Consider the following 20,917-nt stretch of genomic DNA (forward strand, 5'->3'; position numbering starts at 1 on the left):
CCTGGCTACGCCTCCTGGTCCAGCCGCTGGTGGACCAGGCGTGCGAAGTGGGCCGGGGTCCGGCCGGTGGCCAGGTCGGCCGGGCCGAGGCGGATGCCGAAGCGCTCCCGGGCCTGGACCAGGAACTGCATGCCCAGCAGGGAGTCCAGGCCGTGGTCGGTGACGTTGAGCGTGGGGTCGAGGCCGGCCGGGTCGGTCTGCAGCACGCCCGCGAGGAGCTGGACGACGGTGTCGGTGATCTCGCGGACCGCCTCGTCCGCCGGGAGGTCCGCGAGGGTTTCGAGGAGTGCGTCGCGGGCGTCCGGGGAGGGTGCGGCGGAGGACGGGGCGAGCTGGGCGAACCGGGGGGTGGCCAGGGCCGGCAGCAGGGGGCGGGCGGTTCCCCAGCGGTAGCGGCCCGCTCCGGCGACATCGGTGCCGGCCGCGAGGAGACGGTCCGTGGTGGTCAGGACCTCGGCGGGGGTGAGCGGTTCGAGGCCGCGGGCGGCCATGGCGGACTCCATGCCGCTGCGCGCCACATAGCCGGTCTCACCGATCGGGCCCCAGGCCAGCGCCGTACCCGTCCGGCCGGCCGCGCGACGGGCCCGGACCAGCGCTTCCAGGTGGGCGTTGGCCGCCGCGTAGGCCGCCTGGCCCGGGTTTCCGATGGCGGCGGAGACGGACGAGCAGGTGAGGAACAGGTCCAGGTCGCGGTCGGCGGTGAGGCGGTCCAGTACGGCCGCGCCCTGGGCCTTCGGTGCCAGTACGGCGGCGAAGCGGTCGTCGGTCACATCGGCCAGTGCCGCGTCGTCCATGTGCATCGCCGCGTGCACGATGCCGCGCAGGGGGTGTCCGCCGGCGTCCACGGTGTCGAGGACCCGGCGCAGCGCGGCCTCGTCGGTGACGTCGGCGGCGTGGGCGGTGGCGCGCACTCCCCGGTCGGTGAGGGCCTGGAGGAGGGCGGGTGCGCCGGGGGCGTCGGGTCCGCTCCGGGAGAGCAGGGCCAGGTGGCGGGCGCCCCGGTCGGCGAGCAGGTGGGCGGTGGCGGCGCCGAGGCCGCTCAGTCCGCCGGTGATCAGGTAGGTGCCGTCGCCGTCGAGACGGAGCGTGCGGGGCGCGGGTTCGACGGGGACGGCTTCGTCGAGGGGGTCGAAGGTGACGACGACCTTGCCGGTGTGCCGGGAGTGCTGCAGGAGGTGGAAGGCCTCGTCGACGCGGGCGGCGGGGTAGGTCGTATGGGGCAGGGGGCGGTAGGTGCCGGCCACGGCCTCCGCCTCGAAGGCGGCGAGGAGGCGGGCGGACGCCTTCGGGGCGTCGATGACGGCGTCGAGGTTGAAGCCGACGAAGGTGAGGCTGCGGTGGAAGGGGCGCAGCGTGACGGGGTTGTTGAGGAAGATGTCCTTCTTGCCGAGCTCGATGAAGCGGCCGCCCGGCGCCAGCAGGTCGAGGCCCTGGGCGATGGCCTCACCGCTGAGGGAGTTCACCACGACGTCCACGCCCCGGCCGCCGGTCAGCTCCCGCACGCGGGGCACGAAGTCCAGGCTGCGGGAGTCGAGGACGTGCTCGACGCCGAGGGTGCGCAGCAGGTCCCGTTTGGTCTCCGTGCCGGCGGTGGCGATGACGCGGGCGCCCTGGCGGCGGGCGCACTGCAGGACGGCGAGGCCCACCGCCCCCGCTCCGCCGTGTACGAGTACGGTCTCCCCGTCGTCGAGGCCGGCCTGGTGGACCAGGGTCTGGTGGACGGTGAGGAAGGCGACGGGGAAGGTCGCCGCCTCCGCGAAGCTCATCCCCTCCGGGATGCGGAGGACGGCGGTGGCGGGGGTCGTCGCGTGGGAGGCGAGGGCGGCGGGTACGAGGCCGCAGACCCGGTCGCCCGGCTTGAGGTTCCGTACTCCCTCCCCCACGGCGCGTACGACGCCGGCGCCGTCGGTGCCGAGGCCGCGGCCGATGGGGCTGTTCTCCACGGCCTCGGGCGGCAGCAGACCGTTGGCCCGCATGGGGTCGCGGTAGTTGAGGGCCACGGCCCGCATCTCGAGGGCCACTTCGCCCGGTCCCGGCTCGGTGGGCTCGGTCTCCCGCCAGATCAGGCGCCGGCGCAGGCCGGGGTCGCGGGCCTCCAGGATGTACGGCGTGTCGGCGGGGGTGGCGGACGGTTCGCCGGTGTGCCGCGTACCGGCCGGGGCGGCGAGGGATTCGTCGCTGTACGGCCTGCCGACAGGAATCGCCGGTGGTTCGTCCGCCGGGTGCTGTACCTGCCGGGGGACGAAGCGGCCCCCGGCGGTGAGGACGATCTCGTCCTCCTGGTCCGCCGGGGCGAGGAGTTCCGCGGCGAGACGGCGGGCGTCGGTGGCCGGGTCGCCGGTGCGGTGGCAGGACAGGCGGCGCAGGGTCAGGTCGGGGCGCTCGTTGGCGAGGGTGCGACAGGCCGCCCAGACGGCGGCGTCGGCCGGGTGGGACGGCGCCTCCGGTGCCGGGAAGAGACCGGTCGGGCGGGTGACGAGCCACATCCTGGAGCCGGTACGGCCGTCGAGGCCGTCGCAGGCGGCGGCGAGGGAACGCAGGGTGGCCGCGCGGCGGGTGGTCCGCTCGACGGTGTCGTACGGGCCCGGTTCGGCGAGCAGCAGGACGATGTGCGGGTCGGAGCCCGTGGGCAGGGTGGTGCGCCGGTCGGGCGTGGTGACGACGGTGGCCTCGCCGAGGCGGGCGGCCAGGGCCCGCGCGGTCGCCGTCTCGGTGTCGTCCTCCGCGTGGATCACCCAGGAGGCGGCCGACCGGGGCAACCCGGGTTCCGGTCCTGGCTCCTGGTGCGCCGCCGCATGGAGTACGGAGCGGTCCTCGGGGCCGGTCAGCGCCACGCCGGTGAAGCCGCATCGCTCCAGCAGCGGTGCCCACAGGTCTCGGGGGAGGATGCGGCACGCCGGGCGCAGGGTGTGGTCGGCGCGCTCCCAGAAGTCGTGGGACGTGCCGGACAACAGGGCCTGGAGCGGGGCGTGATGGGGTTCGGTGGCCAGCAGGTGTCCGCCCGGGGCCAGTACGGTGCGCAGTCGGCGCAGGGTGGCGGCGAGGTCGGTGGTGGCGTGCAGGGCGTCGCCCGCGAGGACGAGGTCGAAGGCGCCCGGGCGCAGACCCTGGCCGATCAGGTCGGCGTCCGGGTCGAGGACGCGGTGGTCGACGAAGTCATGGGCGGCGAAACGGTGTTCGGCGCGGGTGAGGACACCGGCCGTGGCTGACGTGCAGGTGTAGCGGGTGCGGTCGGCCGGGAGCAGGGGGAGGACGGCGGCCGTCAGGGCCGTGGTGGTCGCGCCGAACTCGAGGACGCGCAGCGGGCGGTCGGCGGGCCAGCGGGCGACGATGTCACCGAGGAGTGCCTGCACGACGCGGTGGGTGAAGCGGTGGGCGGGGTCCGTCTCCTGGAGTTGCTCGTGGGCGCCCTCCCCGGCCGGCGGAAGCGCGTGGCCCCGCAACACGTCGGGCAGGTGGCGCAGTTGCCGGTTGAGGAGCAGGGTGCGGGCGCCGTATGCGGGGTGGTCCTCGACCAGATTGCGCAGGAGTGCCCCGGACCGGGTTTCCGCGTCGGTCAGCCTCCAGTTCTCGCCCTCCTGCCGGGCGAGGCCGTGTTCGGCGAGCAGGGGCAGCAGCAGCCGTACGAGCCGCCGGTGCCGGGGCTGCGTGCCGCCGGTCACCAGGTCGGCCATGGTGAAGGGGGCGGTGGGGTCGGCGAGGAGGCCGCGCAGGGTCTCGGCCCAGCGGTGGGCGCCCGCCTGTGCGGCGGTGGCGGTGAACCGGCGGTGGCCGGTGTCGTCGAGGGCGGTGCGGGCGGCGGCGATGCGTGGCCCGGCCGCGCGTGCCACCTCGGTGGGCGCGGGGAGCGGGGAGGGCGCGGCGGGGCTCCCCTGGTGGGGTGCGGCGCGCAGGACGGTGCGCTGGACGGTCAGCGGGGTGCGTTCGGCCAGGTGGCCGCGACGGGTGCGGCAGCCGTCGATCTCGACGGTGACGGTTCCGTCGGGGTCGGCGTAGGTGATGTCCCAGCAGATCTCGTGGGCGCCACGGCTGCGGCGGCGCAGATGGACGACGCCGGTGGGCGCGGGGGTGCGCCAGACGCGTACGGCCCCGAACACGGTCGGCAGGAACGCGGCGGACTCCGCCCGCTCACCGGCGAGGGCCACGGTCGCCTGCAGCGGCGCGTCGATCAGGACCGGGTGGGCGGTGTAGGCGTCGGCGGGGTGGGTCAGTCGGTAGCCGACCAGCGCCTCGCCGTCGCCGGCGTCGATGCGGTCGATGAGCTGGAAGTCCGGGCCGCAGTTCAGGCCGATGCCGTGGCAGGTGCGGTAGAAGCCGGGGCCGTCGGTACGGCGGTCGCAGCGTGCCCGGACCGCGTCCACGTCGAGCGGGGCGGGGGCCGTGCCGAGGAGGGTGCGGACCTGGGCGCGTACGACGGGCAGGCACTCGCCGCCGTGTTCCTCGCGGACGCTGATGGTCAGGGCGCCGTCGTCGGGGGTGACCGCCGTCTGCAGGGCGACCGGCGTCGGGTCCGGCCACGGCACGGACAGCGGCCGGCCGATCTCCAGATGCCGTACCTCGACCGGGCGGTCCAGGGCCCGCCGGCCGGCGCTGAGGGCCATCTCCACGTAGGCGGCGGCCGGCATGAGGACGTCGTCCCCGATCCTGTGGTCGCCCAGCCAGGGCACCAGCTGGGGTTCGACGGTGCCGTGCCAGACGTGGTGCGGGGCGGGCATCCGCTCGCCCACCAGGGGGTGGTCGAGGAGGCCGCTGCCGCTGGTGTGGGCGACCAGGTCCTGTGCGGTGCCGTGCCAGTACCGTTCGCGCTGCCAGGGGTAGGCGGGCAGGTCGGCCACCCGGCCGGGGCGGGGGAAGTGGTGGCGCCAGTCCGTGGCGGTGTCGGCGGCGAGCACGGCGGCGACGGCCGACGCGGTCTCGCGGGGGCCGTTCCCGTCGCGGCGAAGGGTGGGGACGCAGATGGCGCCGGTGTGGCGGAGATAGGGGCGCAGGACCGGGTGCGGGCCGATCTCGACCAGGACACCGGCGTGTCCGGCGGCGAGCAGGGCGGCTGCCTCGGCGAACCGGACGGGCTCGCGGACGTTGCGCCACCAGTGGCCGGCGTCGAGTTCGGGCCCGTCGAGCGGGGTGCCGGTGACGGTGGAGAGGAACGGGACGCGGACCGGGGCGGGTGCGAGCCCGGCGAGGGCGTCGAGGAGGGGCTCCCTGATGGGGTCCATGGCCCGGCTGTGGAAGGCGTAGTCGAGGTCCAGTTCGCGGAAGAAGACGCCGCGGGCGGTGAGTCCGGCTCCCCAGGCAGCGAGCGCGTCGGCGTCGCCTGCGATGGTCACATCGCGGTCGCTGTTGATGCCGGCGAGCTCCAACGCGCCTTCGTGGGCACGCAGTTCCTCGCGTGCCTGGGCTTCGGGGAGGCCTACGGCGGCCATGCGGCCCCGGCCCGCCGTGGCGCCCTGGGTGCGGCTGCGCGCGGCGATCACCAGGGCCGCCTGCTCGAGGGTGAGGGCCCCGGCGGTGTGGGCGGCGGCGACCTCGCCGACGCTGTGCCCGGTCACCGCCCGTGGGCGGATGCCGTGCGAGGCGAGCAGTGCGGTGAGGCCCACCTGTACGGCGAACAGGGCCGGTTGGGCGATCTCGGTGCGCGGCCACTTCCTCGGGGACGGGTGGGCCAGTTCCTTGGCGACCGACCAGCCGAGGTGGGGTGCCAGGGCCGCGTCGGCCTCCTCGACGGCCCGGCGGAACGCCGGTTCGCGCTCCAGCAGGTCGGCGGCCATGCCCGGCCACTGGGAGGCGTTGCCGGAGTACACGAACGCGGTACCGTTCCGCTCGGCCGTGCGTACCGTGGCCCCGTGAGCGGGCTCGGCGGCCGCCAGCAGGTCCAGCTGCCGGGCGGCGTCCTGCGGGTCGGCGGCGAGTACGGCGGCCCGGTGCGGGTGTGCGGTGCGCCGTACGGTGCTGGTGCGGGCCACGTCGTAGAACTCGCCGGGCCCGGTGTGCCGCAGCCGCTCCGCCATGCGGCCGGTCAGCTGCTCGAGGGCCTGGGGTGAGCGGGCGGAGACGACGACGGGCAGCGGGCGTCCGTCCGGCTCCGGGCGCGGGTCCGGCCGCCGGGGAGCGGGCGGCGGGACGACGACGGCGTGGGCGTTGGCACCGCCGAAGCCGAAGGCGCTCACCCCGACGGCGGCCCGCTCCCCCACCTCCAGCGGTACGGGGTCGACGGCGGGGGCCAGGCCCAGGCCGTCGAAGTCGATGCGCGGGTTGAGGGGAAGGGCGTGCAGGGTCGCCGGGACCAGCCCGTGGCGCAGCACCAGGATCGCCTTGAGCAGACCCGCCATGCCGGAGGCGGGCTCCAGATGGCCGACGTTCGACTTCACCGAGCCGATCGGCAGCGGCCCGCCACGGCGGCGCCGGCCGAGTGCCCGGCCGATGGCCTCGGCCTCCGCCGGGTCGCCGACCTGGGTGCCGGTGCCGTGGGCCTCGACGTAGACCAGGTCGTCGGCGTCGATCCCGGCCTCCGCGTAGACGGTGTGCAGCAGCGCCTCCTGGGTCTCGGCGCTGGGCACGATCATGCCGGTGCTGCGGCCGTCGGTGTTGTTGCCGGTGGCGGCCAGGACCGCGTGCACCCGGTCGCCGTCCGCCAGCGCGTGCGTGAGTCGCTTGAGGACGAGTACGGCGCCGCCCTCCGCGCGGACGAACCCGTCGGCGTCGGCGGAGAACGCCGCGCAGCGTCCGCGCCGCGACAGCATGCCCGCGTAGGAGAAACCGGCGAACGAGTAGGGATTCGTCAGCACGTTGACCCCGCCGACGAGGGCGACCCGGCTGGAGCCCTCGCGCAGGGTGCGGCAGGCGCGGTCCAGGGCGACCAGGGCGGAGGAGCAGGCCGTGTCGACGGCCATGCTCGGCCCGCGCAGATCGAAGGCGTACGACATGCGGTTCGCCGTGATGGACAGGGTGGCGCCGGGCATGGTGTGCGGGCTGGTGTGGTCCTGCATCATCGACAGGTTCACGCCGTAGCCGGGGTCGGAGACGCCGACGTACACACAGGTGTCGGAGCCGGCCAGTGATCCGGCGGGGAGGGCGGCGTCGTCCAGTGCGTCGGCGGTCATCTCCAGCAGCAGGCGCTGCTGCGGGTCGATGTGCCGGGCCTCCGCGGGCGACATGCCGAAGTACGCGGCGTCGAACGAGGCGACGTCGTCGAGGAAGCCGCCGGCCGCGGTGTAGCTGCGGCCGGGCCGTACGGTCCCCGGGTCGACCGTACGGTCGCGGGGCAGCCGGTCGGCGGGCATCTCGCCGACCATGTCCCGCCCGTCGCGCAGCACCGACCACAGGCCGTCCAGGTCGGTGATGCCTCCGGGAAGCCGGCACCCCACGCCCACTACCGCCACGGCCCGTTCAACCTGCTGCATCGCCAAGTCCCCGCCCCTTCACACCAGTTACCTGTCTCTTGCGGATTGAAAGGGACAACTGGGCGGAAAATCCAGCTCAAATCACTCGTTGGGGTGGAGAACACCATTTAATCGTCATTCCGGTCGGACGGCTGGCTACGGTGACGCAGTGCCCGAAGCCCTCCGTGCCCGTATCGCCGCCGTCTCCGCCCACCTTCCCTCGCGTTACCGGACGTTGGACGAAATCCGCGTCAAGATCACCGAGACGGGTGGCTATGCGCCACCGCCGGGCCTGCTGGAGGATCTCACCGGAGTGCGCGGGGTCCATGTCCACGAGGACGGGGAGAACGCGTCCGATCTCGCGGTGACGGCCGCCCGCAGCGCGCTCGGCGACGCCGGACTGAAGATCGGCGAGGTGGATCTGCTGGTGTTCGCGTCGACCTCGCAGGATCTGGTCGAACCCGCCACGGCCCATCTCGTGGCCACCAAACTGGGCGCCTCCTGCCCGGTGTTCGACATCAAGAACGCCTGCAACAGCTTCCTCAACGCCATGGAGGCGGCCACGTCCTTCATCGAGACCGGCCGCTATCGCACGGTCCTCATCGCCTGCGGCGAACCCTCCACCCTGGCCACCCGCTGGCACGCCCCGGACCGGGAGGACCTGCTGCGGGCCCTGCCCGGCTACACCGCCTCCGACGCCGGCGCGGCGATGGTGCTCACCGCCGGCCCGGCGGGCGACGGCGACCCCGGCATCCTGTCGCTGCGGTTCGTCAGCAACTCCGCCGCCTGGGAGGCCTGCACGGTGTCCGGCGGCGGAAGCATGCACCACCTGTCCGTCCACGACGACCACACCACCCTGCGCCTCAACGGGGACCTGCGGCAGGCCGGGCTCGACGTGCTGCCCAGGATCCTGGAGACCGCCGGAAAGGAACTGGAGGCGGCGCAGGCCGGGGCCTTCTCCTTCATCGCCTTCCACCAGATCGCGATGCCGCAGTACCGCGAGGTGATCGAGACCTTCTCCCTCCCCGAGGACCGCTGTATGCCCGCCGTGGCCGAGCACGGCAACTGCGCGGCGGCCTCACTGCCGCTGCAACTGGTCAAGGCGCGGGAGGCCGACCGGGTCGAGAGCGGGGACCTGGTGGCGATGATCGGCCTGGCCAGCGGTTTCAGCTTCGGTCTGGCGGTCGTCCGGTGGTGACCACAAAGGCGGGGGGCGCCCCGGATCCCGCCGCGCCGCACCAACTGCTGCCGGGCTACCCCGCGCCCCGGCACTGGCGCAGGGTGCCGGTCACCGGACAGCACTACGTCGATCTCGGCTCCGGGCGGCCGGTGCTGCTCCTGCACGGCAACCCGTCGTGGAGCTATGTCTGGCGGGGGCTGCTGCGTCAACTCGCCCCGCACGCCCGCTGCGTGGCCCCCGACCTGCCCGGGTTCGGACTGTCCCGGCAGCTGCGGCCTGCGGACGGGGTGCCCGACCCGTACGAGGCACAACTGGAGGGCCTGGACGGCCTGTACCGCCATCTGGTGCGGGACAGGGGGCTGCCCGAGCGGGGCTGGACGTTCGTGCTGCACGACTGGGGCGGCCCGCTCGGTACCGCCTGGGCGCTGCGCAATCCGGGGGTCGTGTCCGGGATGGTGGTCTGCAACACGGTGGCGTTCCCGTTCCCGGACGGCTTCCGGCTTCCGTTCTGCCTGCGCTGGATCCGCGACCACCGGCCGGTCGCCGAACTCGTCCACGTCACCAACGCGTTCGCCCGTGTCGCCGTACGGAAAGGGGTGCACCGCCCGCTGCTCCCGGCCGAGCGGCGGGCCTTCCTGCGGCCGTACGCCCGCCGTGCGGAACGCCGGGCGGTCACCGACGCCGTACGGGCGATCCCCCGCGGGCCCGCGGACCCCTCGTGGCGGCTGCTCGAACCCGCCGGGGCCGGGACCGGCCTGGCGGACCTGCCTCTGCTCGTCGGCTGGGGCATGCGCGATCCCGTCTTCACTCCGGACCTGGCAACGGAGTGGGAGCGCCGGTATCCGCACGCCGCCGTCCACCGCTTCCCCGACGCCGGGCACTTCGTGATGGAGGACGCCACGGGCGAACTGGGCGACCTCATCCGCGACTTCCTCCAGGGAACCCCATGAGCACGACACTTCCGGGCCTCGCCGCACGCCTGGCCGGGCGGCCCGGCGCCGTCGCCCTCGTCGAGAGCCGCAAGGGGCTCTCCCGGACGACGCGGCGCGGGGAGCTGGTGGGGCACTGTCAGCACATCGCGCGGGCCCTGCACAACGCCGGGGTCCGGGCCGGTCACAAGGCCGTCGTGATGACCCGCGACGCCCACGACCTCACCGCCGTCTCCTACGCGCTGGGTCTCCTCGGTGCCGTGCCCGTGCTGATCGAACCGCGCGCCGAGGTGGGCCGCTGCCTCCAGGACGTCGCCCCGGACGTGTTCATCGGGGAGCCGCCGGCCCAGTGGGGACGCCGGGCGCTGGGATGGGGGCGCCCGCATGTGCGGATCTCCCTGGTCACCGGGGACTCGCCCCTCCCGGCGGGCCGGCGGCTGACCACGCGGACGCCCGCCGACGGCATCCCGCTCCCCTGGGCCGGCGGGCCCGAGGGTGACGGACCGGCGCTCATCGCCTTCACGTCCGGCTCCACGGGACGGCCCAAGGGCGCCGAGTACCGCCACTCCACCCTGGCCGGTCAGCTCGACGCGCTGACGACGCTGATGGACCCGGGGCCGGACGACGTACTCCTCGCCGGGTTCCTGCCGGTGGCGCTGCTCGGCCCGCTGCTGGGCCTCACCACCCTCGCCCCGGCGGTGAACCACCTCGCCCCGGCCCGCACCCCGCCGGAGGAACTCGTCGCACCGCTGCTGGAACACCGGGCGAGCATCGTCCTGGCCTCCCCCGCCGTACTCACCCTGATCGCCCGGCACTGCGCCCGGCACGGCATCACCCTGCCCTCGGTCCGGCAGATCCTGTCCTTCGGCGCCCCCCTGCGCACCGCGCTCGCCTCCGCCCTGCGCAAGGCCTTACCGGACGACGCCGAACTCCTCAGCGTGTACGGCGCCACCGAGTGCCTGCCCGTCTCCGCGATCGGCGACCACGAACTGCGGGCCTCGCGCACCGCACCACCCCCCGGACACGCGGGCACCTGCCTGGGCCGGCCGCTGCCCGGTGTCCGCGCCCGTGTCCTGGACGCCGACGCCACCGGCCTCGGGGAGATCGCCGTCACCGGAGCCACCGTCAGCCCCGCCTATTACGCCCGCCCGGACGCCGACGCCGTCACCAGGAGCGACACCGACGACGTTGTGCTGCACCGCACCGGCGACCTGGGCCGGCTGGACGACGAGGGCCGGCTGTGGTTCCTCGGCCGCCGGGCCCACCTGGTCACGGGCACCGGGTTCAGCCTCGCCACCGAGGACATCGAGGCCACCGCTGACACCGCGCGCGGGGTCCGCCGTACCGCCCTGGTCGGGGTCGGTCCGGCCCTGTGCCAACTGCCCGTGCTGTGCGTGGAACCGCTCCCGGGTGCGTCCCGCGCCGCCGTCCTGGCAGCCGTACGGGCCGTGCTGAAGGACCATCCGGAGGGACATCGTGTCGGCGCCCTGCTGATCCGCCGCGGCTTTCCCACCGACCCCCGGCACAACTCCAAGATCGACCGGATGCGGCTGGCCGGCTGGGCCGCCGGAAGGCTGCGCGGGAGGGGACGATGAAGGTCCTGGTCACCGGCGGGAGCGGATTCCTCGGCCGGGAGATCTGCCGGCAGCTGACCGCGCGCGGCGACGTCGTCTCCTCCCTGGGCCGCCGCCCGAGCGCGGCGCTGGAACACCTGGGCGTCCATCAGCACCTGGGCGATCTCGCCGACGAGGCCGCGGTCTCCCGCGCGGTCGCCGGGTGCGACGCGGTGGTGCACAACGCCGCGCTCGCCGGTGTCAGCGGCCCGCCGAGGCCCTACTGGGCCACCAATGTGGTCGGCACCCGTCATGTGATCGGGCAGTGCCGCGCCCACCGGGTGCGCACGCTCCTGCACACCTCGACCGCCAGTGTCGCCTTCCGGCCCGGCGGTCTGGAGGGCGTCGACGAAAGCCTGCCCGTCGCCCCCTGCCACCTGCCCGCCTACCCCGCCACCAAGGCCCGCGCCGAGGCCCTGGTGCTGGCCGCCCACGGCCCGGAGCTGGCCACGGTGTCGCTGCGCCCGCACATCATCTGGGGGCCGGGCGACCCCCACTTCGCCCCCGCCCTCGTCCGCGTCGTGCGGGCCGGGCTGCTGCCGATGCCCGGCGACGGCGGCAACCTCGTCGACACCACCCATGTCCGCACCGCCGCCCACGCCCATCTGCTCGCCCTGGACAGCCTGTGGCGGTCACCGCGGACGGCGGGCGGCCGCGCCTACTTCATCGCCCAGGACGACCCGCGTCCGCTGCGCGAGCTCACCCGGCACTTCCTGCGGGCCGCCGGCGTCGAAGCCCGCTGGTGTGCCGTACCGCCCCGGCTCGCCACCGCCGGGGCCGCCGCCGCCGAGGCGCTGCTGCGCGCGGCCCGCAGCACCCGCACCCACGCCCTGAGCCGCTTCCTGGTCGCGGAACTGCTCCACCCGCACCACTTCGACCTCACCGCCGCCCGCCGCGACCTCGGCTTCGCGCCGCCGATCGGATTCGACGCCGGCATCGCGGAACTCACCCGCTCGAACGGCAGCGGGGACCCACCGTGCCGGACAGCTACGACACCCTCCGCTCCATCCTGACCGGCGCCTTCCGCGTCCGTAGCGAGGGCCTGAACGGCCGGCTCAGCGGGAGCCCGGGCCGCCGGACGATCCCAGCGGCGTCCCGGGTTCCGCCTCACCGCGGGCCAGCCGGCTGTGGGTGCGGCTGTAGAGGAAGTAGACGACGACACCGATCACCATCCAGACGCCGAAGCGGATCCATGTCTCGGTGGGCAGGTTCAGCATCAGCCACAGCGACGCGGCGACCGACACGACCGGCAGCACCGGCACCCACGGGGTGCGGAACGCGCGGTGCAGGTCGGGCCGGGTCCGGCGCAGGATGATCACACTGATCGCGACGATGACGAAGGCGAACAGGGTGCCGATGTTGACCAGCGCGGCCAGCTCGTTCAGCGGGGTGAAGCCGGCGACGATCGCGATGACGACACCGAGCAGGATCGTCGGCCGGTGCGGGGTCCGGAACCGGGGGTGGACCCGGGAGAAGAACCGGGGCAGCAGTCCGTCGCGGCTCATCGCGAAGAACACCCGGGTCTGCCCGAGCAGCAGGATCATGCATACGGTCGTCAGGCCGACGGCGGCTCCGAAGCTGATGAAGCCCGCGAACCACGGGTGTCCGGTGGCCTTGAAGGCGTCCGCCAGCGGGGCGTCAACGGACAGCTCGGTGTAGTGCTGCATACCGGTGACGACGATCGACACCAGCACGTACAGCACCGTGCAGATGAGCAGGGAGCCGAGGATGCCGCGGGGCATGTCGCGCTGCGGGTTCCTGGTCTCCTCGGCGGCCGTGGCGACGATGTCGAAACCGATGAAGGCGAAGAACACCACCGAGGCGGCGGTGAAGATGCCCATCACACCGAAGTTGGCCGGGGCCCAGCCGAACATCAGCTGGATGAGCGGCGAATCGAGACTGTCCCCGGCGGGGACGGGCTTGGAGTCCGGGATGAAGGGGTCGTAGTTGTCGCTCGTGATGAAGAAGGCACCCGCGATGATCACCACGAGGACCACGGTCACCTTGATGGCGACGACCACCGAGGTGACCCGGGCGGACAGCTTCATGCCGAGGACGAGGATGCCGGTGAGCACCAGGACCAGTGCGGCGGCGAGGATGTCGAACCCGAACACGTCGGAGCCCTCGCGGCTGCCGAGCGCGGCGGGCATCTGCCAGCCCGCGTTGTCCATGAGCGACTGGATGTAGCCCGACCAGCCGACGGCCACCACCGCCGTGCCGAGCGCGAACTCCAGGACGAGGTCCCAGCCGATGATCCAGGCGGGCAGTTCACCCAGGGAGGCGTACGAGAAGGTGTAGGCGGAACCCGCCACCGGCACGGTGGAGGCGAACTCGGCATAGCAGAGCGCGGCGAGCGCGCAGACGACACCGGCCACCACGAACGCCAGGGCCGTGGCCGGCCCGGCGTTGTCCTTGGCGACCGTGCCGGTGAGGACGAAGATGCCGGTGCCGATGATGACACCGACACCGAAGACGGTCAGATCCAGCGCGGAGAGGGACTTCTTGAGCGCATGCTCGGGTTCCTCGGTGTCGCGGATGGACTGTTCTACCTTCTTCGTCCGGAAGAGGGGGCTTGTCACGGGAACCTCCCACGCTTGTCGTCCTCGACATGATCGAGAGGGGGCGTACCTCGTATGCCCCGGCGCGGGCGCTTTCACGCGGACGGGCCGCGCGCGCCACTCTTCACGGTGGCACGGGCGGCCCATCCGGGCGACGTGTGTCGCGGGGTCAGTCGCGGGCGGGTTCCACCGAGTCGACCGCCTCGGCGGCGGAGCGCCCGTAGCCGCCGTCGAGCTTCGCGACCAGACCGGTGACCTGGCGGGCGATGTCGGGGGCGGTCAGCCCGATCTCGGCCATGACCTCGGCGCGGGAGGCGTGGTCGAGGAAGCGCGGCGGGATGCCGAAGTCGCGCAGCGGTACGTCGACGCCGGCGTCGCGCAGCGCCTGCGCGATGGTGGAGCCGACGCCGCCGACGCGCGAGTTGTCCTCGACGGTGACGACGACCCGGTGCTTCTCGGCGAGCGGGGCCATGGCCTCGTCGACGGGCTTGACCCACCGCGGGTCGACGACGGTGGTGGAGATGCCCTGCCGGTCGAGCAGCGCGGCGATCTCCAGGCACATCGGCGCGAGGGCGCCCACGGACACCAGCAGCACGTCCGGGGTGTCGGTGCCGGGTTCGCGCAGGACGTCCATGCCCCCGACGCGCCCCACGGCCGGTACGGCCGGGCCGACGGCGCCCTTGGAGAAGCGCACCACGGTGGGGGCGTCCTCGACGGAGACGGCCTCGCGGAGCTGGGCGCGGACCTGGTCGGCGTCGCGCGGGGCGGCGAGCCGCAGGCCGGGGACCACCTGAAGGATCGACATGTCCCACATGCCGTTGTGGGAGGCGCCGTCGGTGCCGGTGACACCGGCCCGGTCGAGCACGAACGTCACACCGCACCGGTGCAGGGCCACGTCCATGAGCACCTGGTCGAAGGCGCGGTTGAGGAAGGTGGCGTACACGGCGAAGACGGGGTGCACCCCGGCGTGCGCGAGACCGGCCGCGGAGACCGCGCCGTGCTGCTCGGCGATGCCGACGTCGTAGACCCGGTCGGGGAAGCGCTTGGCGAACCGGTCGAGGCCGACCGGCTGGAGCATGGCGGCGGTGATGGCCACGATGTCGTCGCGCTCCTCGCCGAGCTTCACCATCTCCTCGCCGAAGACGCTCGTCCAGTCGGCGCCGGAGCTGGCGATCGGCAGGCCCGTGTCGGGGTGGATCCTGCCGACGGCGTGGAAGCGGTCGGCCTCGTCCTGGAGGGCGGGCTGGTAGCCGCGGCCCTTCTCGGTGAGGCAGTGCACGATGACCGGGCCGCCGAACCGCTTGGCGCGGGTGAGGGCGGACTCCAGGGCCTCGATGTCGTGGCCGTCGATCGGGCCGACGTACTTCAGACCGAGGTCCTCGAACATGCCCTGCGGGGCGATGAAGTCCTTGAGGCCCTTCTTGGCGCCGTGCAGGGTGTCGTAGAGGGCCTGTCCGACGACCGGGGTGCGCTCCAGGAGGTCCTTGGTGCGGGTCAGGAAGCGCTCGTAGCCGTCGGTGGTGCGCAGGGTCGCCAGATGGTTGGCCAGGCCGCCGATGGTGGGCGAGTAGGAGCGCTCGTTGTCGTTGACGACGATGACGAGCGGGCGGTCCTTGGCGTCGGCGATGTTGTTCAGCGCCTCCCAGGCCATGCCGCCGGTGAGCGCGCCGTCACCGATGACCGCGACGACGTGGCTGTCGCGCTTCTTGATCTGGTTGGCCTTGGCGATGCCGTCGGCCCAGCCGAGCACCGTGGAGGCGTGGCTGTTCTCGATGACGTCGTGCTCGGACTCCCCCTGCGAGGGGTAGCCGGACAGGCCGCCCTTCATCTTCAGCTTGGAGAAGTCCTGCCGGCCGGTCAGCAGCTTGTGGACGTAGGACTGGTGGCCGGTGTCCCAGAGCACTTTGTCCGTGGGCGACTCGAAGACCCGGTGCAGGGCGAGGGTGAGCTCCACCACACCGAGGTTGGGGCCGAGGTGGCCGCCGGTCTTGGAGACCGCTTCGACGAGGAAGGTCCGGATCTCCCCGGCCAGCTGGTCGAGCTCCTCCAGGCTGAGCCGGTCCAGATCGCGCGGTCCCCTGATGCGGGTCAGCAGCGGCACCCGTGCCTCCTTGCAGTAGAGCTGATCGAGCTGTTGCCGGGCGGGACGAGTCTAATGTTCCGCTCAACCGTACGGTCCCCGGGCCGTGCGTCATACATCACCCGATCAGCAGTACCCACAATCGACACGACTGTGCCCGGCGCCTACAAGGCACCGGGCACAGTCACACCCTCAAGGGGCGCGGGGAACTGCGCGACAAGCCACAGCGGACCCGCAGCGCAGCTCCTACGCGCGCCCCGCCGTCTTCTGCGTCTTCCGGGTGACCGCGTCGATGACCACGGTCGCCAGCAGAACACCACCGGTGATCATGTACTGCACCGGCGAGGCGATGCCCTCGAGCGCCAGCCCGTACGTGATCGAGATGATCACCATCACACCGAGCAGCGCGTCCCACGTACGGCCGCGCCCACCGAAGAGCGACGTACCACCGATGACCGCGGCGGCGATGACGTTCATCAGGAACTCACCCGTACCCGCGCCCTGGTTGGCGGAGGCGATCTTCGACGCGACGAACAGACCGCCGATCGCGGCGAACGTACCGGCGATCGCGAAGACCGAGATACGGACCATCTCGACATTGATACCGGCGCGGCGGGACGCCTCGACGCTGCCGCCGAGCGCGAAGACCTTGCGGCCGTACGCGGTGCGGCGGAGCACGAAGTCCGTGAACACCAGGAACACGAGGAAGATCACCACGGCCAGGGGCAGGCCCTTGTACTGGTTGAAGACGATCGCGGCGGCGAACGCCAGGATCGCGAGCAGTACGGTCCGCACGATGATCTCGTTCAGCGGACGGGACGGCACTCCGGCGGCCTCGCGGCGGCGGTTGTCGAAGAACGCGAGGAGGAAGTACCCCACGGTCGCGACGACCGCCAGACCGTAGGCGGCGGCCACATCGCTGAAGTAGTAGCTGGTCAGCTTGACGACGATGCCCTCGGAGTCGAGGTTGATCGTGCCGTTGCTGCCCAGGATCTGCAGCATGAAGCCCTGCCAGAACAGCAGGCCGGCCAGGGTCACGGCGAAGGCCGGGACGCCGATGCGGGCGAAGATGAAGCCGTGGACGGCGCCGGCCACCGTGCCGGTGAGGATCGCCAGCACCAGGGCCAGGATCTCGTTCATGCCGTGGGTGACGTTCATGACCGCGAAGGCCGCGCCCGCGACACCGCTGACCGAGCCGACCGACAGGTCGATCTCGCCGAGCAGCAGGACGAAGACGATACCGACGGCGATCATGCCCGTGCCGACCATGGCGACGGACATGTCGGAGAAGTTGCCGGCGGTGAGGAAGTTGGAGTTCAGGCTGGTGAAGATGGCCCAGATGATCAGCAGGCCGACCACGACGGGGATGGAGCCGAGGTCACCGGCCTTCATCTTCCGCTTGAACTCGTTCCAGTAGCCCGCGAGCCCCTGCTCGCGCACCAGCAGCCGGGGGTCGACCACGGTGACGGCCGCGGCGGCCGCCTCGGGGTTCTCGACGGCGTGGTCCCCGGTGGGGGTGGAGGTCTTTTCGGTGCTCACTTCTTGATCTCCCCATTGGTGCGCGCCGCACGACGGGTCACGGCGTTGTCCGTGGCGCCCGTGATGGCGGAGATGATCTCTTCCTGCGAGGTCGACTTGACCTCGAAGACGCCGTTGTTGCGCCCGAGGCGCAGGACGGCGACCTTGTCCGCCACGGCCTTCACATCGGCCATGTTGTGGCTGATGAGGATGACGGCGTGGCCGCGCTCGCGCAGCCGCTCGACGAGGTCGAGGACCTGTGCGGTCTGCTCGACGCCGAGGGCGGCGGTGGGCTCGTCCAGGATCACCAGCTTCGGCTCGCCGAGCATGGACCGGGCGATGGCCACGACCTGGCGCTGTCCGCCGGAGAGGGAGGCGATCGGGATGCGGACGCTGGGGATGCGGATCGACAGGGTGTCGAGGAGCTCGCGGGAGCGGCGCTCCATCTCCACCTCGTCCAGGACTCCGCGCCTGCGGAGCTCCCGGCCCAGGTAGAGGTTGCCGACGACATCGATGTTGTCGCACAGCGCGAGGTCCTGGTAGACCGTCGCGATGCCCAGGTTCTGGGCGTCGTGCGGCCTGCTGATCTGGACGGACTTGCCATCCCACTCGATGGATCCCTCATCGATGGGATGCACGCCGGCGATCGTCTTGACCAGCGTGGACTTTCCGGCGCCGTTGTCGCCCACCAGGGCGACCACCTCACCGGCGTGGACCTCAAGCTCTACGTCGGTGAGCGCCTGGACGGCACCGAAACGCTTGGAGACCCCGCGCAACGCCAGCACGGGCGTAGCGGACACGTGAACCATCTCCTTCGCCGCCTGACCCGGCGGGAGGTTGTGCAGAGAAACTGGGGGGGTGTTCCGTCCGGCGCCCCGCGTAGCTTGCGGGGCTGGTGTGTGCGGGGCGCCGGCGGAGCGTGTGGCAGTCGGTCCCGTGCGGGGAGTCCGGGGCACGGACTCTCTCGTGTGTCACGGGAGGGGGTGACTGCTTACTTGAGGCCGATCTTGTCGCAAGCGGCCTTGTACTTGTCCGTGCAGATCTCCTGGACGGTGTAGATGCCGTCCTTGATCACGGTGTCGTTGATGTTCTCGCTGGTCAGCGAGACGACCGGGACGAGCACGGAGGGGACGGCCTTGGTGGTGGGGCTGTCGACCTTGTCCTTGGCGATGGAGTCCAGCGACTTGCCCTGGGCCAGCAGCACGGCCATCTCCGCGGCGATGTTGGCCTCCTGCGGGTACGGCTTGTAGACGCTCATGTACTGCTCACCGGTGACGATGCGCTGCACACCCGCGAGCTCCGCGTCCTGGCCGGTGACCGGGATGTCGTCGATGCCGGCGGCCTTCAGGGCGGTGATGATGCCGCCCGCCATGCCGTCGTTGGCGGAGTAGACGCCGACGATCTTGTCCTTGCCGATGGCGGAGATGGCGCCCTCCATGTTGGAGTTGGCGTTCTCCGGCTTCCACTCCTTGGTGTCGTACTCGCGGCCGACGTTCACCTTGCCGTCGAGGACGGAGTGCGCGCCTTCCTTGAAGAGCGCGGCGTTCGGGTCGGTGGAGGACCCGTTCATCATGACGATCTGGCCGTCCTTGGCCTTGCCGCCCAGGGCCTTGAGGAGGGCCTCGCCCTGCGTCTTGCCGACGGTCACGTTGTCGAACGAGGTGTAGGCGTCGATCGGACCCTCGGCGAGGCGGTCGAAGGCCACGATCGGGATGCCCGCGTCCTTGGCCTTCTTCACCGAGCCGGCGATGGCCTTGGCGTCCACGGCGTCGATGATGAGAACGTCCACCTTGTTGGTGATCATCGTCTCGACCTGCTGGTTCTGCAGGCTGGCGTCCTGCTTGGCGTTGTTGTAGACAACCTCGCCCTTGTTGTTCGTGAGCTCCTTGACCTTCTTCTCGATCAAGGGCTTGTCGAACTTCTCGTACCGCGCGGTCTGGTTCTCCGGCAGGAGCAGACCGACCTTGATGTCATCGCCCTTCGCGGCGGAGTCGCCGGAGTCGCTCTTGTCGCCGGACTCGGCGGCGCTGCCACAAGCGGCGAGCGAGACGGCCATCGCACCGGCGGCGATGGCAAAGGCAGCACGACGCATACGCGTGTTCACTTCTAGGAACCTCCCTGACGAGGCCGCGTCGTTGCGGCCGAGGTGGCTGGAAGTCAACTCGGCCACACGTGCGACGTCAAGAAGTAAATCCTTAACGAGATGGCAACGGTGCCATCCGTTCTCTAAGTGAAGGCAGGGGTCGCCACGGTGAGGGACCCCGTCGCGGTTCCGTCCAGAAGGGTCGAATCACCCATCTCGCTCAGTGCCAGGGCGAGCGCTCCGAGCACCTCCGCACGGCCCCCAAGTGCCCCGGGGAGAACGGACAGTTGACGTGCCGCGCTGGGGATGGCGTAGCGGCCGACGGACTCCCGTATCGGTCCGAGCACCAGCTCACCGGCCTCGGCGAGATCACCGCCGAGGACCACCCGGCTCGGGTTCAGCAGGTTGCAGAGATTGGCGACCCCGCTGCCGATGTGGCGGCCCACGTCGGCGATCACCCGGCGGCAGCCGGGGTCTCCGTCCCGTGCCAGCCGTACGACGCCCTCCATGGTGAGGTCGGTGCCGTGACTGGGCTGGAGCAAGGGAAGCACATAACGCGCGGCCGTGAAGGTCTCCAGGCAGCCCCGGTTGCCGCAGCGGCAGACGGGACCGGACTCGTCGAGCGTGATGTGCCCGATCTCGCCCGCGGTGCCGCCGGGACCGCGATAGATCTTCCCGCTGATCACCAGGCCGGCGCCGACACCGCTCGCCACCTTGATGTAAGCAAGATCACGCACGCCCCGGCCGCTGCCCCAGACCATCTCGCCGAGGGCGCCGAGGTTGGCGTCGTTGTCCACGTGCACCGGTACGCCGAGCCGCCCCCGCAGCTCCTCGGCGGGCCTGGTGCCGGTCCAGCCGGGCAGGATCGCGGTCGAGCCCAGGGTCCCGGACTCCACGTCGATCGGCCCCGGTACACCGAGACCCACGCCGGCGACCTTGGACGGGTCCACACCGGTGGCCTCGATCAGCCGTTTGACCAGCTGTTCCGCCCGGTCGAAGCCCTGGTCCGCGGAGGCGTCCACATCCAGCGGTTCGGACTCCTCGGCAAGGACCTGATGGGCGAGGTTCCCGACCGCGACCCGCAGATGGGTGTGTCCGAAGTCGACCCCGATCACGATGCCGGCGTCCCCGCTGAGCGAGACGCTGCGCGCCCGGCGGCCGCCCGCCGAGGTGGGGGTGACCTCGACCGTCCCGCCGTCCTTCAGTTCCCGGACGATGTTGGAGACCGTGGCCGCGGACAGGCCGGTCGTCCTCGCGATCTCGGCCTGGGTGAGCGAACCCGCAAGACGTACTGCCCGGACGACCCGCTCCAGGTTGGCTCGGTGCAGCGACGACTGCGACCCCGGAGTCTCCACGACGACCTCCTGCGCGCGGGGGCCGCTTCGGTGAGGCCCCTCATGTCCAACTAGTGAACTCTAAGATGAGCCGTTCGGGTTGCCTCCCGTCAAGAGGTTGAACCGTTTCCGGGTCCATGCACACAGCGACACGCGCCGCTCCCTGGGGCGGGAGCGGCGCGTGTGCGAGGCGTTCCGGTGCGTCACTTCAAGGCCGTACCGATCGGTCGTCCCGCGGCGGTA

Annotated in this window: 11 protein-coding genes; 4 read left to right on the forward strand and 7 right to left on the reverse strand. The window is 72.2% G+C overall.

Going from position 1 to position 20,917, the window contains the following annotated elements; translation table 11 throughout:
- Positions 1–5: 5 nt before the first annotated feature.
- On the reverse strand, positions 6–7,400 hold the full coding sequence (locus ACGFR9_RS03265; RefSeq protein ID WP_393202424.1) for an SDR family NAD(P)-dependent oxidoreductase: 7,395 nt from the start codon (positions 7,398–7,400) through the stop codon (positions 6–8).
- Positions 7,401–7,548: 148 nt separating this feature from the next.
- Between ACGFR9_RS03265 and ACGFR9_RS03270 the strand changes: the two genes are divergently transcribed.
- Genes ACGFR9_RS03270 through ACGFR9_RS03285 form a run of 4 tightly spaced genes read left to right on the forward strand, consistent with a single transcriptional unit; the run spans position 7,549 to position 12,114 of the window.
- The gene (locus ACGFR9_RS03270; RefSeq protein ID WP_393202426.1) at positions 7,549–8,577 is read left to right on the forward strand and encodes a 3-oxoacyl-ACP synthase III family protein; all 1,029 of its coding nucleotides are present in this window, start codon (positions 7,549–7,551) and stop codon (positions 8,575–8,577) included.
- Complete coding sequence (locus ACGFR9_RS03275; RefSeq protein ID WP_393202428.1) at positions 8,571–9,509, forward strand: alpha/beta fold hydrolase; 939 nt, start codon at positions 8,571–8,573, stop codon at positions 9,507–9,509. The genes ACGFR9_RS03270 and ACGFR9_RS03275 overlap by 7 nt, the downstream gene beginning before the upstream one ends.
- Entirely contained in the window at positions 9,506–11,083 is a 1,578-nt protein-coding gene (locus tag ACGFR9_RS03280) for an AMP-binding protein (protein WP_393202430.1), read from the forward strand. The genes ACGFR9_RS03275 and ACGFR9_RS03280 overlap by 4 nt, the downstream gene beginning before the upstream one ends.
- A complete protein-coding gene (locus ACGFR9_RS03285; protein ID WP_393202432.1) occupies positions 11,080–12,114 on the forward strand; it encodes an NAD-dependent epimerase/dehydratase family protein in 1,035 nt (344 codons plus the stop codon). The genes ACGFR9_RS03280 and ACGFR9_RS03285 overlap by 4 nt, the downstream gene beginning before the upstream one ends.
- A 42-nt stretch (positions 12,115–12,156) precedes the next feature.
- Here the strand turns inward: ACGFR9_RS03285 and ACGFR9_RS03290 are convergent, their stop codons facing one another.
- The 6 genes from ACGFR9_RS03290 to ACGFR9_RS03315 all read right to left on the reverse strand — a co-directional run bounded on the left by ACGFR9_RS03290 (position 12,157) and on the right by ACGFR9_RS03315 (position 20,695).
- Positions 12,157–13,680, reverse strand: a complete 1,524-nt coding sequence (locus ACGFR9_RS03290) for an amino acid permease (protein ID WP_393202434.1) — start codon at positions 13,678–13,680, stop codon at positions 12,157–12,159.
- Between the two features lie 148 nt (positions 13,681–13,828).
- Entirely contained in the window at positions 13,829–15,760 is a 1,932-nt protein-coding gene (gene dxs, locus ACGFR9_RS03295; RefSeq protein WP_393202436.1) for a 1-deoxy-D-xylulose-5-phosphate synthase, read from the reverse strand.
- A 225-nt stretch (positions 15,761–15,985) separates the two neighbouring features.
- Positions 15,986–17,278 carry a sugar ABC transporter permease gene (locus tag ACGFR9_RS03300; protein WP_030212724.1) on the reverse strand — a complete coding sequence of 431 codons (1,293 nt, stop codon included), beginning with the start codon at positions 17,276–17,278 and terminating at the stop codon, positions 15,986–15,988.
- The gene (locus ACGFR9_RS03305; RefSeq protein ID WP_311643329.1) at positions 17,275–18,066 is read right to left on the reverse strand and encodes an ATP-binding cassette domain-containing protein; all 792 of its coding nucleotides are present in this window, start codon (positions 18,064–18,066) and stop codon (positions 17,275–17,277) included. Before ACGFR9_RS03305 ends, ACGFR9_RS03300 begins: the two co-directional genes overlap by 4 nt.
- Before the next feature lie 182 nt (positions 18,067–18,248).
- Positions 18,249–19,349: a sugar ABC transporter substrate-binding protein gene (locus tag ACGFR9_RS03310; RefSeq protein ID WP_393202438.1), complete on the reverse strand. Its 1,101-nt coding sequence runs from the start codon at positions 19,347–19,349 to the stop codon at positions 18,249–18,251.
- A 134-nt stretch (positions 19,350–19,483) separates the two neighbouring features.
- Complete coding sequence (locus tag ACGFR9_RS03315) at positions 19,484–20,695, reverse strand: ROK family transcriptional regulator (RefSeq protein ID WP_030212727.1); 1,212 nt, start codon at positions 20,693–20,695, stop codon at positions 19,484–19,486.
- Between the last annotated feature and the right edge of the window lie 222 nt (positions 20,696–20,917).

The organism is Streptomyces sp. NPDC048584, assembly GCF_043199595.1.
GTDB lineage: Bacteria > Actinomycetota > Actinomycetes > Streptomycetales > Streptomycetaceae > Streptomyces > Streptomyces edwardsiae.

Excerpts from the sequence above, each read along its gene's own strand:
- ACGFR9_RS03265 (WP_393202424.1), bottom strand. The coding sequence starts at position 7,400 with ATGCAGCAGGTTGAACGGGCCGTGGCGGTAGTGGGCGTGGGGTGCCGG.
- ACGFR9_RS03280 (WP_393202430.1), top strand. The coding sequence starts at position 9,506 with ATGAGCACGACACTTCCGGGCCTCGCCGCACGCCTGGCCGGGCGGCCC.
- ACGFR9_RS03285 (WP_393202432.1), top strand. The coding sequence starts at position 11,080 with ATGAAGGTCCTGGTCACCGGCGGGAGCGGATTCCTCGGCCGGGAGATC.
- ACGFR9_RS03305 (WP_311643329.1), bottom strand. The coding sequence starts at position 18,066 with ATGGTTCACGTGTCCGCTACGCCCGTGCTGGCGTTGCGCGGGGTCTCC.
- ACGFR9_RS03310 (WP_393202438.1), bottom strand. The coding sequence starts at position 19,349 with ATGCGTCGTGCTGCCTTTGCCATCGCCGCCGGTGCGATGGCCGTCTCG.